Below are 14,766 nucleotides of genomic sequence, written 5' to 3'. Positions count from 1 at the left end.
CAGCCCCGGTATCCGACATGTCCTTTTCGGGTGCCGAGGAGTGTGTGATGACGGCGGTAAGTGGCGGGTCCGCGGGGCGATGGGCGCTGGCGGCGGTGTCCGCGACCGTGTTCTGCGTCCAGTTGGACGCGTTCGCGCTGAACCTGGCCCTGCCCGCGATCGGGCGGGATCTGGGGGCGGCGGGAGGCGGCCTGCAGTGGGTGGTGAGCGGGTATCTGCTCGCGGCCGGCGCGCTGATGGCGGGCGCCGGGCGGCTGGGCGATCTGTACGGCCGCCGCCGGTTGCTGACGGCGGGTCTTGCGGTGTTCGGCGGGGCGTCGCTGGTCTGTGCGCTGGCCCCGTCGCTTCCGGTGCTGGTGGGCGCGCGGGTGGTGCAGGGCGCGGGCGGGGCGATGGCCATGCCGGCCGGTCTCGCCCTGCTGACGAACGCCTGCCCGCCCGGTTCGCGGGCGCGGGTCATGGGCCGGGCGCTGGGCATCGGGGGCGTGGCCACGGTGTGCGGGCCGTACGTCGGCGGGGTGCTCACCGAGGCGGTGTCCTGGCGGGCGGTGTGCTGGCTGAACGTGCCCCTCGCGCTGGTCGCGGTGGTGTGCGCGGCACGGGCCGGGGAGTCGCGGGACACCACCGCACCGACGTCCGTGGACGCGGCGGGGCTGGTCACGGCGACCGGCGCGCTCGCGGCGCTCGCGATCCTGGTCGACCGGGGGCCGCTCTGGGGCTGGGCCTCGGGCCGCTCGGCGACGGCCCTGGTGCTGGCGGTCGGGCTCGGGGCCGTCTTCGTACGGCATGAGCGGGCGGCGGCGCATCCGCTGGTGGATCTCGCCCTGTTCGGCAACCGGCCCTTTGTGGCTCTGACGGCGGCCGGAGCGGCGGCCAATGCCGCGACCGTGGTCGTCCTGTTCGTCGTGCCCCTGGCGTTGCAGGGGCCGTGGCGGCTGTCGGCGACGGGCGCGGGGGCGGCCTTCCTGGCCCCGGCGGCGGCGATGGCGCTGGCCGGGCCGGTGGCGGGGCGGATCCGCACGGCGGACGCGGTGCGGGCGATGGCCGGGGCTCTGGTGCTGGGGGCGCTGGCGCTGGGCGCCGCCGCGGCGGCGCCGACCCTGCCGGTCTTCCTCGTCGCGGTCACCGGGTGCGGGGCCGCGCTCGGGGTCGCGGGCGCCCTGACGCTCATCGCCACCCAGGCGGTGGTGCGGCCCGAGCGCGCCGGGGAGGCGTCGGGGGTGACCAAGACGGTCATCACCACCGCGGCGGGGCTGGGAGTGGCCCTGTCCGGGCCCGCCGCCGACGCGCACGGTGCCGCCATGGCCGCGGCCGTCGACGCGGCCCTGATGGCGGCCGGGGGCTGCTGTCTGGCCGGGGCCGCGCTTCTGGTGCTGACGCGGCTACGGCCCGGCGGCTCACGCGAGGGCCGCGCCGCGGCTGACCGGTGCCCGGATTGAACCCCGCAGCTCGGTGGAATAAAAAGTATTTAGGGTGCATATCGGATCTCGGCTCGGCGATCCGCGCCGAGCCCGACCAGACGAGGGCGCCATGACTTCATCCCACCCCGAGAACGCCACCGCACCCGCCCCGGCCTCGCCCAGATCGGCGGCGCATGTGCTCCGAGCCCATGATGTCGGTCTGCTGGTCCTCCGGCTCGGCGTCGGGCTGATCGTCGCCGCGCGCGGCGCACAGCACCTCTTCGGCTGGTGGGGCGGCCTGGGCATCGACAAGACGGCCGTGGCGTTCGCGCAGTTCGGCTATCCGGCGCCCAAGGCCATGGCCGTGATCGCCGGGCTCACCGAGACCTTCGGCGGCCTCGCCCTCGCCGTGGGGCTGCTCACCCCGCTCGCCGGTGCGGCCGTCGCGGGCACGATGGCCAACGCCGTCGCCGCCGCCACGCCACTCGGCTATTTCGGCGGTTTCGAGTTCCCGCTGCTCGTCGGCGTCGGCGCCGCCGGGCTCGCGCTCACCGGAGCCGGCCGGATCTCCCTCGACGCGTTCCTCCCCGTCCTGCGGTCGCAGCGGCTGATCTACGGCATCGCCATGCTGGTGCTGGCGGCGATCCTGGCGACGGTGACGATCCTGCTCAGCAAGAACTGACGGCCACCGGGGCCACCAGGAGCCGGGGCACCGGGCGGCGAGGCGCCCGGGCACGGGGCGGGGAGAGGGATCGCCGTCGCACGGGTGAACACCAGGGGCCGGTTCTCCGTATCGCTCTGTGTGCGTCCTGCCATGGGACGCGCGCCGCCCGCACAGGCCGATACCGAGACCGGAGGCCCCGTCCATGAATGACCGGTTCATCCCTCCCATCCAGGCGCTGCCGGATGGCGACGCCGAAGTACGCCTGGTGCTCCATCTGCCCTGGGAAGTGGTCGCCGCGCTGGGCCAGGAGGCCGGCCGGCTGGCGGCCCAGACGCAGCGGCCGGTGAGCCTCGACGAGGCGGTCAGCCATCGGCTGCGCCAGGGGACCCACACCATCGGCGTCCACGCCAAACCCGAGCGGGAGCGGCCCCAGCCCGCGGCCACGGCGCCCCACCCCGCACCGCCGCTGGCGGCCCGCTCCCCCGGTGAGCAGGCCCGGCAGGCGATCGAGAAGATCAACGGGTCGGCGCAGCCGCACAACGGCACCGCGAACGGCAGCGCCGGCGCGGCCGAGTCCACCGGCCCGCAGCACACCACCGGCGCCCCGGAACCTGCCCCGCCCGACGCCCGGGGCATCCTGGAGCGCCCCACGAGGGCCACCGGAACGGTGAACGGCACATCGACGGAGATGCCGAGATAACACCGGACGCAGGCGCCGGGAAACGGCTGGAAACGCCGCGGATACGAGGGTGCCGTCCCCCACCGGACGGCACCCTCGTATGCGCGGCACCTCGTATGCGCGGCGCCTCGAAGGTGCGCGGCACGCGAGCCTCCGGCCCCCTCGCCTTACTCGAGGTGGTCCAGCGCTGCGGCGACGATGCCATCGCTGTCGATGCCGTGGTAGCGGTAGACGTCCTCGATCGCACCGGACTGGCCGAACCGGGTCACGCCGAGGGTGGTGACGGGCGTGTTCTGGATCGTGCCCAGGAAGGACAGGGTGTGCGGGTGGCCGTCCAGCACGGTGACGAGCGGAGTGGTCCGTTCGGCGGGGAAGACCTGGTCGAGGATCCAGGTCGGGTCCTCCGACAGGCCGCGGCGGGCCTGCAGCGCGCGGAAGAGCAGGTCCGGGCTGGTCACGCACACGACATCGGCGCCGTGGCCGAGGGCGGCGAGCCGGTCGGCGGCGGCCAGGGCCTCGGGGACCAGTGCGCCCATCGCGGCGAGGGTCACCACCGGGTTCTCGTGCTGCCTCAGCCGGTAGGCTCCGGCCACCGCGTGCCGGCGGCGGCGCTCACGCGCGGCCGGGTCGGTCGGCACCGAGGCCGCGGACTGGTCGACGGGCCGGGTGGACAGCCGCAGGTAGGCCGAACTCCCGTCCGGCCGACCGAGGTTGCCGAGCGCGGCCAGCAGACACCATTCGGTGTCGATCGCGAACGCGGGTTCGTAGGTGACACAGCCGGGCTGCTCGATGCCGAGTGACGGAGTGGTGATCGACTGGTGCGCACCGCCCTCGGGGGCGAGCGTGACGCCGGACGGCGTGCCGACCAGGATCGACTGGCCACCGGCGTAGATACCGAAGGACCACGGCTCCAGCGCCCTGTTGACGAAGGGGTCGTAGACCACACCGATCGGCAGCAGCGGCTGGCCCCAGCGGCTCCAGGTGGTGCCCAGTTCGCCGAGCAGGCCGACCAGGTTGGTCTCCGCTATGCCCAGCTCCACATGCTGGCCCGTGGGCCGCTCCCGCCAGTGCAGGATCGTCTCGGCGTCGTCGGCGAACCAGTTGGGGCGCTCGGTCGGCGACCACACCCCGACCTTGTTGAGCCAGCCACCGAGATTGGTGCTGGAACTGACGTCGGGGCTGACGGTGACGATCCGTTCCGCCGCCTCCGGCGCCCGCCGGGTGAGGTCCAGCAGGACGCGCCCGAGCGCCTGCTGGGTGTTGCCGGTACCGGTCGGTGCCGGGCGGGCCAGGTCGGCGGGGACCTCGGGGGGCCGCCGCGAGGTGTGTCCGGGGCGGCGCAGCCGATCGGCGGCCGCCGCGCACAGGGCCGCTTCCGGCGAGCCGTCGCCGAAGGCCGCCCAGGGGCGGTCGAGGTCCGTCCCCAGACGGTTGGCCAGTGCCTCCATCTGGTCGCCGGTCAGCAGCGAGGAATGGTTCTGCGGATGGCCCTCGGTGGGCAGCCCGCAGCCCTTGACCGTGTACGCGAAGATCACGGTCGGGCGGGTGTCGTCGACGGCGTCGTACGCGTCCATGAGGGCGCGGATGTCATGGCCGCCCAGGTTGCGCACCGCCGCCAGCAGCGAGGCGTCGTCCAGTGGCGCGATGAGGTCGGCGATCGGCCCGGCCGTGGAGCCGGTGCCGGGCAGGCGCTCACGCAATTCGTCGGCGGAACACCGCAGCAGGCGCTGGTATTCGGGGTTGCCCATGGCGTCGATACGGGCGCGCAGCGCCTCGCCGCCCGGCCGCGCGAACAACTCCTGCAGGAGCTGCCCGTACTTGAGGTTGATCACCTGCCAGCCGGCCGCGGTGAACATGCCCCGCAGCCGCTCCGCGGCGATACCGGGCACCACGCGGTCCAGGGACTGCCGGTTCAGGTCTACGACCCACACCACCTCGCCCAGGCCCGGCACCATCGGGTCCTGGATCGCTTCCCAGATCGCGCCCTCGTCCAGTTCCGCGTCGCCCAGCAGGGAGTACTGCCGTCCCGTACCGGCCCCACCGAAATGCCCTTCCGTGTAGCGCCGCGCGATGGCGCCCCACAAGGGCGCGGTGGCGCCGATGCCGACCGATCCGGTGGAGTAGTCGACCGGGTCGGGGTCCTTGGACCGGCTGGGGTAGCTCTGCAGGCCCCCGAAGGCGCGCAGGGTGGTCAGGTAGGACGCGTCCAACTCACCCAGCAGGTAATTGATCGCATGCAGCACGGGCGAGGCATGCGGCTTGACCGACACCCGGTCCTCGGAGGTCAGCGCGTGGAACCACAGCGCCGTCATGATCGAGGTCATCGAGGCGCTGGACGCCTGGTGGCCGCCGACCTTCAGACCCGTGGGGTTCGGCCGCACCCGGTTGGCATGATCGATGATCGCCGTGGACAGCCACAGCACGCGCCGTTCGACCGCTTCGAGCACGGCGAGCTCCGCCTCCCGGGCAACGCCCGGGCCCTTGCCGCCGACTGACCTCAGCTCCGAGTTCACGACCGTCACAGAGCGCACCCCACTGTCCGCACCTTGCTTCTGCAAAAATTTGACGTTGTGCTCTGCCAGTAGACAGATAATCCCTGGGGTGCACAACATGTCCCCGTAGGACTGAGCATTCTGCTCAGACTCCGAGTCGGATGAGAGACATCGATTGGACACTATGAGCGATGAGCGAGGCGTGGACGCCACCGACGCGCGGATCCTGCTCGCCCTTGCCGCCGATCCACGAGCCACCATCGTCGCCCTGGCCGAGCAGCTGGGGTTGTCCCGCAACACCGTCCAAGCGCGGGTGGCCAGATTGGAGCAGGGCGGCGCGCTGGACTCCTTCGAACGCCGGATCACCCCGAAGGCACTGGGTCATCCCCTCACCGCGTTCGTCACCGCGCGGGTCCATCAGCACCGGTTGGCCGAGGTGTCCGAAGCGCTGGCGGGCATCGACCAGGTCGTGGAGGTCTTCGGCCTCAGCGGCGAGACGGATCTGCTCATACGGGTGGTCGCCACGGACGTGGAGGCCCTGTACGGAATCGCGGGACAGATCCTCGCCATCCCCGGCATCGAGCGCACCACGACGGCCCTGGCCATGCGCGAACTGGTGCCGCACCGCCTCACCCCACTGCTGCGCCGTGCCGCGGCGGGTGGATAGCAGGCTGTCGGGGGACACGGCGGGCCCGTGGAACTCCTATGGGCGGCGCCGACCTGGGTGTCATCCGCTGCCGGTTCGGGGGCCGCGGCGGACGGATGGAGCACGGCGCGGGCCACGATCCGGAACGCCACGTCCGACAGGGGACGTCGTCGGCGTTCAGCGTGGAGGGGGAACGACCAGCAGTTCACACCGGTCAAGGGCCCGAATCTCCAAGACCGGGTGGCGGGGAACGCCCTGCGGTCGCCGATTACACGTGTGTCGCGTGTGTCATACCCGGCAACTAAGGTCCGGGCATGAGTGAGGAACAAGTACGGGTCGAACGGACCCTCGGCTCCTGGCGGCGGATCGAGACGTGGCTGAAGCAGCATGTCCCCCGCGCCTGGCAGCGTCTTCCGGAACCAGCCACCGAGGAGGAGATCCTGGCCCTTGAGCGGGACCTGGACCTCAAGATTCCCGCCGACGTGCGCGCCTTCTATCTGGTGCGCAACGGCACCGGACCGGCCGGCGACTTCAACGGGAGTGGCGGGGATGCGGACCCGAGTGGCTACATCTTCACCGACTACGGTATCGGGCCGATCTCACAGCTGAGCATATGGGCGAGAAACCACTTTCCACCGGACATTTTTGAGGGAACGGAATTCAGTCCCTCTACGCGGTTGCTGCCGCTTATCGTCTTCGATCCCGATGCATGGTCCATGCTGTTCGTCGATTGCACGCCTGGGGACGGCTACGGGCAGCTCGGCTGGTTCGGCGAGGCATCGTTTCCCGACATGGGACTTTATCCATCGTTTGCCGACTATCTGCTGTACGCCTCCGATGCCCTGTCCGCGGGAAGGGACATGTCGCACCACCGTCCGGAAGTTCGATGAACGCTCGAGCCGCGCGGGTCACCTCTTCAGGACCCTCGAGCTCCACCACAGCGAAGGCTCTCTGTGGCGCCGAGCCGTCAGCAGGGGTGCCCCGGCCGCCTCACCATCCACAGGAAACACTCGGCTCAGCAGCCTGATCGGAATATTGACACCCTTCACGGGCTGCCGAAGAACTCCCTTACGACGTTTCCTTCCGCTGGGCAGAAACCCGACTTCCGGGTGTCTCTTGCGCAATTTACGTTGCGGACGCGCTGCACTTCCGGCAGCGCGCACCCGCGCAGCGTCCTGGAGGTCTCTTGATGCGTCCAACTCGTCGTTCGTCCAGAAGGGCTTGGCCGTTACGGTCCCGGTCCCGCGCCGTGGCCGTGCTGATCGTGCTGGCGACCACCCTCGCCTCCGCGCTGTTGACGGCCTCCGTCACACCGACCGCGGCCGCCGAGCCGCAGTCCCGGAGCAGGCCCGCGACCGGCTCGGCCACCGACAGCGCTTCCGTCCTCGCCACGATCCCGAATCCGACTGCCGCTTCACTCGAGGCCACGAACGGGCCGCTGGCCACCGCCACCTACACCGTTCCCAATCCGAGCGGGTACGGGTCCGGCACGATCACCTATCCGACGGCCGACGGCTCGTACCCGGGCGTCGTGCTGATGCCGGGCTATCAAGGGACCCAGCAGAACCTGCAGTGGCTCGCGCCCCGCCTCGCTTCCTGGGGCTTCGTCGTCATCAACGTCGGCACCTTTACGTTGGGCGACGATCCCGCGTCGCGCGGCCGCCAGATCAGCGCCGCCGGCACGCAGCTGATCTCGTTCGGTTCCGCCTTCGGCAACCCGATCTACGGGAAGGTGAACGGCACACTCGGTGCGGCCGGTCACTCGATGGGCGGCGGCGGTGTCATGGTGGCTCTCCGGGACGACTCCCGCTTCAAGGCGGGCGTGCCGCTGGCACCGTACAACCCGAACCAGAACTTCTCCGGAGTGACCGACCCCACCTTCTTCATGACCTGTCAGAGCGACCCCGTCGCGCACGGCAACACCTACGCTCTGCCCTGGTACAACTCGATGTCCCAGGCCGAGAAGCTCTACATCGAGGTTCCCGGCGACCACCTCTGCCCGATGACCGGCTACGGCAACAAGGCCAAGCAGGGCAAGTGGATCGTGTCGTTCTTCAGCCGCTGGTTGTACGGCGACACCCGCTTCAGCCCGTTCCTGTGCGGCGCGGCACGGGAAGCGGACAGGAACAGCCCCGCCCTGGTCACGCGCTGGCAGGACACCTGCCCGTTCTGAGCGAGTCCTCGCACGCACGGCTCCTGCGGTCCGCCGCGGGAGCCGTCCTCACGAGCCCGTTCTGTCCGCTCCATCCACGTTCACGCCCGCTGGAAGCGTCGGCTCACGCGCCGTTCCGCCGATGGCACAACGCTCGGGAGATGGCCCGGCCGGTAGCCATGACTTCGGGCGCGAGCACGCGCTGTCCGGCGCCAGAGGTCCCCGGGAGGACGGACACAGCGGCCACGACCTCGCCCGTCGCGTCCCGCACGGGAGCCGCGGCCGACGCCGTGCCCCCCGGACCGGGCCACCGGCCGTTCACCGCGAAGCCTGTCCTCTCCACCTCGGCGAGCACGCGCCGCAGGCCGGTCGTCAGGGCATGGTGGGCCAGATAGCGTGCCTGGGCGGTCGCCCCGGCGTATGCGAGGAGCACCAGGCCGTCACCGGTGGCGTGCGCCGGGCGCCGGCCGCCGACCGGTTCGCCCGCTCCGTCGGTGGCCGGGGCACCGATCCGCTCGACGAGTACCGTCTCCATGCCGTCCAGCACCGTCAGCCGAACCTGCTGCCCCCCTGTCTTCCGGTTCAGGCCCCGGAGGAAGGGCATCGCCAAGTCTCTCAGTTCCAGCCATCGTGGAGCCGTGGCCGCGACCGCCCACAAGTGCAGGCCGATCTCGTACCGGCCGTTCCGGTTCCGTTCGAGTGCACCCCAGGACAGCAGCTCGCCGACCAGCCGATGCGTGGTGGCCAGCGGTATCCCGGTTCGCCGGCTGATGTCCGAGAGAGTCAGCCGACGGCGTTCTCCGGCAAACGCATCCAGCACGCTGAGAACCCGGCCGGTCACCGAGCGGGGGGCTGATTCCTTCTCAGCGGGCACGCCGCTGGGTGGAGGTGGAGGCGGCGCTGAACGCATGTGGCGATCCCTTCGGCGGATAGGGCCGTGCGCCAGAGTGTTGGCATGCATGCAACAAGAGCTTCAGGTGCGCGCGGAGACACGGCCACCCCTCGCCCCCGGATATGAAGCTGTCGTTTACGCATAAGACCGTCATGCACGGTCTACTGCGACTGGAGCCCACGCGACATCTCCGCAAGCGAGATGGGGTTCGTGTACAGCCCGTCCAAGAGCAAGGACGCTCGACCAGATGTCGGCGCACGCGTCGCGCGGCACCACGCCGCGCGCCGGTGACATCCTCGCCAGCGGCCCCGTGGGCACCGGCTGCATCCAGGAGTTGTCCGGCCACCGCCCCTGCCTGGCACCGGGAGAAAACTGTGCGTTCGGGCGGTGCTAGGCGGGGGCGGGCGCGGCATCCGTCGCCGACGTCTCGACGCGCACCCGGGCCACGGTCGCGTCCTGGAGAGTGAGTGGTGTCTCTTCGGCGCCAGGAAGGATGGTGTCGAAACGCTCCAGCCGTCGGCCACCGAGCGTGACGATGCCGTCGAGGACCACCAGAGCGGTGGCGAACGCGGCCGAGACCGACAACCGCGCGTCGCCCCCGAGGAGGTCGAGGCTGCCGCGGATGCCGCTGCGCACCATGAGATTGAGCGCCCGCGCCCTGCCGTGAACGGCGGTCGTGGCCACTTCGGCGGTCCCGCCGAACGTGACGATCTGGGTGTAACGCAGATCGTGGACGGCACCGTCGATGGACAGCTGAAGGGGCACGGGGGCGGCCGACAGCAGATGGCGCTCCATCCCCGGGAAGGGTGAGAAGGGGCCGGTGTCCTCGATGTCCGCGAGGCTCAGCCGCCACGCGACCGTCTCCGGGGAATCCGCGGCGGGCTCACGATGGATCTCGCGGGTCCAGCCTCGTCCGTTGGCCCACCGTTGTGGTTCGAGCGTGGCCATCGGGATGATGTGTGCGGTGTCCGCCGAGCCGTTTCCCGGTTCTCCGGTGGGCTTCTTCGGTGATTGCATGTCGAGTTCGTCTCCATCCCTGTCGGCCTGGCCGATCGGGTTCAGTGGCAGGAGTGTCGGGGGTACGGCTTCGGTCCGGGGAAGTAGGGGGCGGTGCGGGTGCTCATCCTGCTCCGGGTCAGTTTCCCGCGGTGCCCATGGAGCGATAGGTCCAGTCCAGGCCGGGGTTCGCCCCGGTGGGTCTGTCGTTGACGTAGGTCCTGCCAGCGGTGTCAGCCCGGACGAAGCCGTGTCCCTCTGCCGCGTCGCCATCGATCTGGGCGACCCCAACGCGGCAGAAGACCTCGCCGGCCCGCTCATTTTCCTCGGCCGCCCGTACGAAGCCGAAGAATGCCGCGTACGTCAGCCCGGCCTGGGCGGAGACGCTCGCGAGTGAGGACCGGCGCGGCCTGACCGCCCGCTTCCGCAGGGCACTTCGATATTCGATCGCGTGAGACGGGGGTGGGCTGCCAGGCTGCGTGCATGGATCACGCGGAAGTGCTCCTCATCGGAGGGCGGGCCGGGGTCGGCAAGACGACGGTGGGGTGGGAGGTTTCGGCGCTGCTACGAGGCGCGGCGGTCCCTCACGCGGTCATCGACGGTGACTTCATGGGGCAGGTGCATCCAGCTCCGGAAGGAGATCCGCGCCGTGCGGAGATCACTGAAAGCAATCTGATCGCGGTGTGGACGAACTACGCACGCCGCGGCTACCGGCGTCTGATCTATACGAACACGCTGAGCGTGGTGCCCGAGACGACCGGCATGTTCGAACGGGCCATGGGCAGCGGGCTGCGGATCGTGCGGGTTCTTCTCACGGCCAGCGACACGACCACGCGGGAACGGCTGGAGCGCCGGGAAATCGGCTCGGAGCTGGAGACGGAATGGGAGAGCAGTACCCGTAAGGCGCGGTTGCTGGACCAGCAGACGTCTGCGGACGCAGTGCGGGTGGCGACGGACGGGCGGGCTCTCGCGGACATCGCGCGCGAGGTGGTGGCCGCCACCGGCTGGACCGAGCAGCACTCCGCGAGCCCCCCGGTGGACACGCCTCCGGCGTGGGGGCCTTCCTGAGCCGCTTCGACCTGACAGCCACGGGACGGCCGGGGGTTCCGGCTGGCCCAGTGGGCTGCGTCCCTGCGTGGCGAGCCGGCCGTTGAGGTAGGCCACGGGGATGCCGAAATCGCCGGTGTCGGTGCCGGCCAGGGCCGGTATCACTCGCAGTAGACCTGCATCTTGGAGCCGGGGTCGTCGAGGTCGACGATGACGTCGTCGAGGTGGTCGATGAGGTCATCGAGGTGCTGCGGCTTGAGCTCGGCGAGGTCGATCGGCACCCCGGCCCTGTCCAGCTCCGCGTTGACCTTGGTGATGGCCGCCGGTGGGAGCAAGGTGGTGAGCCGGACCCCGGCGCGCAGCAGTTGCAGCGGGATACGGACGTTGAGCCGGGTGGGGCCGCCGCCGGTGTCGTCCTCGGCGTCCATGACCACGCGCAGGTACTTCGCGCGGGCCTTCGGGCGGGACGTCGTTCCCGGCGGCGTCTCGGGCTGCTCGCGCTCGAGCGCTTCGATCAGCCGCTCGGCCTCGTCCGCGGTGATCTTTCCTTCGGCCAGCATCTCCAGGATCTGGCGGCGCTGCTCGTTCATGCGTGTGCTCCTGATTCTCTGAGTTATCTCACGCTGGCCAGCACGGCTGTCCGGCCCTGCGCCATCTCGAACCGGGTGCCGGGCAGCGCCCACAGCACCTGTCCGGCACCGCGCAGCGCGCCTCCCGGACTCATCCGGAAAATGAGGCACGCGACCACTCCGCCCAGCACGGCGAGCAGCAGCAGCGGCGACAGCACCAGCACCACCGGCACCACGGGGATGTACAGCCGCACCCGGCGGCCGTTGGAACGGCGCACGCGCACCGTCACCAACTGCGGGATCATCGGTCCCGCTCCAGTTCGGCCAGGGCGTCCTCGGCGGTGATCTCTCCCCGGCGCAGGCGGTCGACGACGTCGGCGGCGCTGGTGGGTGCTGGGTCGACGTCGACGAAGTCGAGGTGCTCGGCGATCCGCTTCAGCCGGGACTTGATCGTCGGGTAGCTCACCCCGAAGATCCGCTCCATCTCCTTGATGGATCCGTGCGCCCGGACGAACGCGGCGACGAAGATCTGGTCGTCGATGCTGAGTTGGGCCAGCTGCGGCGGCTCGAACTGCCCCTCGATCGCGACGCCGCTGTCGGCGAGGCGGACCCGCTCGACCGCGAATGGCCGACCGCGCGTCAGGTCCGTCAGGTCCTGCCAGTCCATCCTCGGCTCCTTACTCTCGGCGACCTCTTCATACTTCATGTCTACCTTGAGATTTTCAAGGAGTCAATCCATAGACTTTAAGATTCACGATGTTGATCTTGATAATTCGACTTCGGCACGGCCGACTACGGCCCGCCCTCGGCGCAGCTACCGTTGCGCCCGGTTCGCGTCCTGGCCGGCGGAGCGGTACTCGCTCGGAGTCATGCCGCTAGCGGCGCGGAAGGCGCGGGTGAAGTCGGATGGCCTGGGGTATCCCCAGCGCATGGCGATGGCGGCGATGGGGACAGTGCGCTGGGAAGGGTCGGCCAGGTCCCGTCGGCAGCGGGCGAGGCGCTGCTGCCGGATGACGTCGCCGACCGTGGCACCGTGCTGTTGGAAGATGCGGTGCAGGTAGCGCGTGGAAATGAAGTGCGCCGCGGCTATGGCGCCTGGTGTGAGGCCGGGATCGGGCAGGTGGGTGGTGATGTAGGCACTGACCTGCTCGAACAGTGCACGCTGCCGTGACCCGGCTGGAATCAGGGTCTGCCGGTCGGCGTGGTGAGCGAGCAGGGCCGTCGCGAGATCGACCGCGGTGGTGCCCAGCCGGGTGCTGTCAGCGGAGGTGAGATCGGCGTGCGTATCGGCGAGGCTGGTCAGCATCTGGCACAGAAGCCGCCTGACACCCGCTCGTCCGGGAAGCACCGTTCCACACAGCGGAGCCACGGCCTTCTCCGGCAGCGGCAGGAGGCGCCGGGGGAACTGCAACAGCATCGCCCGGGCTCCTGGGGGATCCGGGCCCGCGATGGCGGTGAACGGCCGCGAGCTGTCGTACAGAAGCAGGTCGCCGGGACCAATCGACGCGTACATCCGGGCCTGTTCAATGCTCTGCTGTCCCGCGATGGTCAGCGCGAGCTGGTACATCTCCGGATCGGACTGCCGGATGAGCCGGGGCGTGCGCCGGGATGACAGCGGCGTGTAGGACATCACCGTCAGCTGAACCGGCCCAAGGGGCATGGTCTGGATCTGGGCTTCGATCCGGTCGGGCTCCAGGAAGCTGATACGGGTGGCCATCAGGGCCTGCCCCGTCGTCTCCGCCCAGGCCATCTCTCGGTCGGTGGGTGGCAGGTGGGCGGTGTTCAGCACAGTGGTCAGCATGACGTTCCCCGGCATGTCCCGCTTGCTGCGGATGCGTTGGACAGAGCGCGCCTCGAGCCGCGGGATTTCCGCAGCGCATACCAGCTTCGCCGCGGCGCAGAAGTAAAGGAAGTGCGCTGTACGCCAAGTCGAATGCGCCGACTGCTCACGACAGGGGCCGCACGGTGACGGCACGCTGAAGCCGCACGCCCGACCGGCCGCCTACCGCGCGCCGTCACCAGACATGGCTGGTGCACAGACTGACAGGGGGACCCGTGAACACCCGGAAGCACCTCATCACTACCGCTCTCTCCGTGACCCTGCTCGGCAGCGCCCTCGCGCTCGCTCCGACCGTCGGCGCCGCCGGCTACCCCAACCAGAACTGGGCCCGGACGTCGGGCAACTCGGCGGGGGTGGTATTCCACCCCTACGGAGACCAGTTCGAGATCTGGGACAACGTCCACGACGCGAGCGCGACGTGGGTCGCCTACAACTACAAGGGCGTGAACGACTCATGGAAGAGGGTCGGACACGTCGTGGACGGGCACCAGAGCGTCTCCCACAACCTCTACGAGTCGATCAACGGCAAGCCCGCGTACATCTACTTCGAAGTCTGCGACACCATCAAGGGCTGCTCGAAGGCATCCTGGTACCGCACCTGGGGAAGCTGACGCCACGGTATGCCCGGAGACCACACCGCAGTCGGAGGACACCCGGGCGTTCCTGCGGGTGATCGCCGGCGACAGAGGTCGGCTTCCGCGCGCGAAGCCCGTCTTGGCCTTCGGAGACAGGTGGGCGGCGCAGCACTATGTGCCCGACGCCGTGTCGGTGCCGGTCGTGTCACCGCTGACGTGTTCCTGGGGGCGGCAAGCGGTTGAACAGTGGCCGCTGGACAGGTCCTCGACTGCTTCGAGGAAGTCGCGGAAGGCCCGATCGGTGCGGGTGGTGTCGCCGGTGGCGTCGAGGTCCATGAGGAGGCCACGGATGACGGCGAGAACGAGCGTCGCGAGATCCGGCCGGCCGATGCTGCGCAGGCCGTCCTCGAGCGGCCCGAGCCAGTCGGTCGTCGCGGTGCGCCGGAAGTTGGGCCACAACTGCTGCTCCGCGCTCTCGCGCAGCTGACCGAACATCCGCAGGTACGGCTGCCCGTCCGGGCCGGTGATGGAGATCCAGGCACGGTTCAGGGTGGTCGTGTACGGCTCGTCGGGTCGCGCCCGCAGGAGGTCGCCGAATGTGTCGAGCTGACGTTGCCGCGCACGCCCGAGGACGGCCCGCAGCAGGTCGTCGCGGGTGCCGAAGTGATAGATCAGCATGCGGGCCGAGGTGCCGGTGGCGGTGGCCAGCGGCTCGAGCCGGTCGGGGAGGCCGTGCGCGAGGGCGTGATCAGCGCAGGCGTCGAGCAGCCTCTCCTTGATGTGCGGTTGCGGTCGTCTACCCACGGTTCTACTT

The 14,766-nt window shown here is 70.2% G+C and carries 16 protein-coding genes; 8 read left to right on the top strand and 8 right to left on the bottom strand.

Annotated features, from left to right (window positions below):
* Window positions 1-47 precede the first annotated feature (47 nt).
* From J5X86_RS30285 to J5X86_RS30275, 3 genes are all read left to right on the top strand, one after another.
* Window positions 48-1,439: an MFS transporter gene (locus J5X86_RS30285; RefSeq protein ID WP_208519883.1), complete on the top strand. Its 1,392-nt coding sequence runs from the start codon at window positions 48-50 to the stop codon at window positions 1,437-1,439.
* A 91-nt stretch (window positions 1,440-1,530) separates the two neighbouring features.
* Window positions 1,531-2,082: a DoxX family protein gene (locus J5X86_RS30280; protein WP_208519882.1), complete on the top strand. Its 552-nt coding sequence runs from the start codon at window positions 1,531-1,533 to the stop codon at window positions 2,080-2,082.
* A 184-nt stretch (window positions 2,083-2,266) separates the two neighbouring features.
* Window positions 2,267-2,764, top strand: coding sequence for a hypothetical protein (locus J5X86_RS30275; protein ID WP_208519881.1), 498 nt, complete (start codon window positions 2,267-2,269; stop codon window positions 2,762-2,764).
* 146 nt (window positions 2,765-2,910) lie between these two features.
* Here J5X86_RS30275 and J5X86_RS30270 read toward each other — a convergent pair whose 3' ends face one another.
* A complete protein-coding gene (locus tag J5X86_RS30270; RefSeq protein WP_374229306.1) occupies window positions 2,911-5,256 on the bottom strand; it encodes a pyruvate dehydrogenase in 2,346 nt (781 codons plus the stop codon).
* Between the two features lie 163 nt (window positions 5,257-5,419).
* On the opposite strand from J5X86_RS30270, the gene J5X86_RS30265 reads away from it, so the two are divergent.
* The 3 genes from J5X86_RS30265 to J5X86_RS30255 all read left to right on the top strand — a co-directional run bounded on the left by J5X86_RS30265 (window position 5,420) and on the right by J5X86_RS30255 (window position 8,054).
* Entirely contained in the window at window positions 5,420-5,902 is a 483-nt protein-coding gene (locus J5X86_RS30265) for an Lrp/AsnC family transcriptional regulator (RefSeq protein ID WP_208519879.1), read from the top strand.
* 293 nt (window positions 5,903-6,195) lie between these two features.
* Entirely contained in the window at window positions 6,196-6,771 is a 576-nt protein-coding gene (locus J5X86_RS30260) for an SMI1/KNR4 family protein (RefSeq protein ID WP_208519878.1), read from the top strand.
* A 359-nt stretch (window positions 6,772-7,130) separates the two neighbouring features.
* Window positions 7,131-8,054 carry a triacylglycerol lipase gene (locus J5X86_RS30255; protein ID WP_308124777.1) on the top strand — a complete coding sequence of 308 codons (924 nt, stop codon included), beginning with the start codon at window positions 7,131-7,133 and terminating at the stop codon, window positions 8,052-8,054.
* A 103-nt stretch (window positions 8,055-8,157) separates the two neighbouring features.
* Here J5X86_RS30255 and J5X86_RS30250 read toward each other — a convergent pair whose 3' ends face one another.
* Both J5X86_RS30250 and J5X86_RS30245 read right to left on the bottom strand, forming a co-directional pair.
* Window positions 8,158-8,853: an IclR family transcriptional regulator gene (locus tag J5X86_RS30250; RefSeq protein ID WP_308124776.1), complete on the bottom strand. Its 696-nt coding sequence runs from the start codon at window positions 8,851-8,853 to the stop codon at window positions 8,158-8,160.
* A 462-nt stretch (window positions 8,854-9,315) separates the two neighbouring features.
* A complete protein-coding gene (locus tag J5X86_RS30245; protein WP_208519875.1) occupies window positions 9,316-9,942 on the bottom strand; it encodes a HutD family protein in 627 nt (208 codons plus the stop codon).
* 462 nt (window positions 9,943-10,404) lie between these two features.
* Between J5X86_RS30245 and J5X86_RS30240 the strand changes: the two genes are divergently transcribed.
* Window positions 10,405-10,989, top strand: a complete 585-nt coding sequence (locus J5X86_RS30240) for a hypothetical protein (protein ID WP_208519874.1) — start codon at window positions 10,405-10,407, stop codon at window positions 10,987-10,989.
* Between the two features lie 140 nt (window positions 10,990-11,129).
* Here the strand turns inward: J5X86_RS30240 and J5X86_RS30235 are convergent, their stop codons facing one another.
* From J5X86_RS30235 to J5X86_RS30220, 4 genes are all read right to left on the bottom strand, one after another.
* On the bottom strand, window positions 11,130-11,558 hold the full coding sequence (locus tag J5X86_RS30235; protein WP_208519873.1) for a hypothetical protein: 429 nt from the start codon (window positions 11,556-11,558) through the stop codon (window positions 11,130-11,132).
* A gap of 23 nt (window positions 11,559-11,581) precedes the next feature.
* Complete coding sequence (locus tag J5X86_RS30230) at window positions 11,582-11,842, bottom strand: hypothetical protein (protein WP_119993444.1); 261 nt, start codon at window positions 11,840-11,842, stop codon at window positions 11,582-11,584.
* Window positions 11,839-12,204, bottom strand: coding sequence for a DUF2089 domain-containing protein (locus J5X86_RS30225; RefSeq protein ID WP_208519872.1), 366 nt, complete (start codon window positions 12,202-12,204; stop codon window positions 11,839-11,841). Before J5X86_RS30225 ends, J5X86_RS30230 begins: the two co-directional genes overlap by 4 nt.
* A 147-nt stretch (window positions 12,205-12,351) precedes the next feature.
* Window positions 12,352-13,326: a helix-turn-helix domain-containing protein gene (locus J5X86_RS30220; RefSeq protein ID WP_308124775.1), complete on the bottom strand. Its 975-nt coding sequence runs from the start codon at window positions 13,324-13,326 to the stop codon at window positions 12,352-12,354.
* A 266-nt stretch (window positions 13,327-13,592) separates the two neighbouring features.
* Between J5X86_RS30220 and J5X86_RS30215 the strand changes: the two genes are divergently transcribed.
* Entirely contained in the window at window positions 13,593-13,988 is a 396-nt protein-coding gene (locus tag J5X86_RS30215) for a hypothetical protein (RefSeq protein WP_208519871.1), read from the top strand.
* 135 nt (window positions 13,989-14,123) lie between these two features.
* On the opposite strand, the gene J5X86_RS30210 is transcribed toward J5X86_RS30215, so the two are convergent.
* Window positions 14,124-14,756, bottom strand: coding sequence for a TetR/AcrR family transcriptional regulator (locus tag J5X86_RS30210; protein ID WP_208519870.1), 633 nt, complete (start codon window positions 14,754-14,756; stop codon window positions 14,124-14,126).
* Window positions 14,757-14,766: the final 10 nt, after the last annotated feature.

It is taken from the genome of Streptomyces sp. NEAU-YJ-81 (genome assembly GCF_017592595.1).
Lineage (GTDB): Bacteria > Actinomycetota > Actinomycetes > Streptomycetales > Streptomycetaceae > Streptomyces > Streptomyces hygroscopicus_B.
The sequence above is the reverse complement of the archived record's forward strand: the minus strand, read 5'-3'. Positions and strand labels throughout refer to the sequence as shown.

Coding starts and splice junctions, on each gene's coding strand:
- J5X86_RS30285 (WP_208519883.1), top strand. CDS start 48: ATGACGGCGGTAAGTGGCGGGTCCGCGGGGCGATGGGCGCTGGCGGCG.
- J5X86_RS30280 (WP_208519882.1), top strand. CDS start 1,531: ATGACTTCATCCCACCCCGAGAACGCCACCGCACCCGCCCCGGCCTCG.
- J5X86_RS30275 (WP_208519881.1), top strand. CDS start 2,267: ATGAATGACCGGTTCATCCCTCCCATCCAGGCGCTGCCGGATGGCGAC.
- J5X86_RS30265 (WP_208519879.1), top strand. CDS start 5,420: ATGAGCGATGAGCGAGGCGTGGACGCCACCGACGCGCGGATCCTGCTC.
- J5X86_RS30260 (WP_208519878.1), top strand. CDS start 6,196: ATGAGTGAGGAACAAGTACGGGTCGAACGGACCCTCGGCTCCTGGCGG.
- J5X86_RS30245 (WP_208519875.1), bottom strand. CDS start 9,942: ATGCAATCACCGAAGAAGCCCACCGGAGAACCGGGAAACGGCTCGGCG.
- J5X86_RS30240 (WP_208519874.1), top strand. CDS start 10,405: ATGGATCACGCGGAAGTGCTCCTCATCGGAGGGCGGGCCGGGGTCGGC.
- J5X86_RS30235 (WP_208519873.1), bottom strand. CDS start 11,558: ATGAACGAGCAGCGCCGCCAGATCCTGGAGATGCTGGCCGAAGGAAAG.
- J5X86_RS30230 (WP_119993444.1), bottom strand. CDS start 11,842: ATGATCCCGCAGTTGGTGACGGTGCGCGTGCGCCGTTCCAACGGCCGC.
- J5X86_RS30225 (WP_208519872.1), bottom strand. CDS start 12,204: ATGGACTGGCAGGACCTGACGGACCTGACGCGCGGTCGGCCATTCGCG.